1 pseudogene is annotated in these 355 nt (G+C 46.5%); it reads right to left on the bottom strand.

The features are described from left to right. Positions 1-355: pseudogene (gene pepN / locus J0A66_RS22165) on the bottom strand (aminopeptidase N); the annotation flags it as partial.

Here is a 355-nt window from a genome sequence, read left to right as displayed (position 1 = left end):
ATTTCCTTTATCAACGAAAAGCTCTAGGGCGACCTGGCGACCACTTGCGGTGGTGAAACTGTCTTCCAGCAAATCAAAGTCACCGGCGACCAGGGCGAATAAATAACAGGGTTTGAAGAAGGGGTCTTCCCACAATACCCAATGCTTACCGTCGGGCAGCTCACCCTGACCAATCTTATTTCCATTGGATAACAAGTACGGATAAGTCTGCCTATCGGCGGTAATCTTCACCTGATACTTGGCCATGACATCCGGCCTGTCCATAAAATAAGTAATTTTACGAAAGCCCTCGGCTTCACATTGAGTGCAAAATGCCGATCCTGACTTATACAGTCCTTCCAACGATGTATTATTA

The sequence above is a fragment of the Bowmanella dokdonensis genome (assembly GCF_017254865.1).
In the GTDB taxonomy this organism is placed as follows: Bacteria; Pseudomonadota; Gammaproteobacteria; order Enterobacterales; family Alteromonadaceae; genus Bowmanella; species Bowmanella dokdonensis.
Note: the sequence above shows the minus strand (reverse complement) of the source record. Positions and strands in the feature narration are given on the sequence as shown.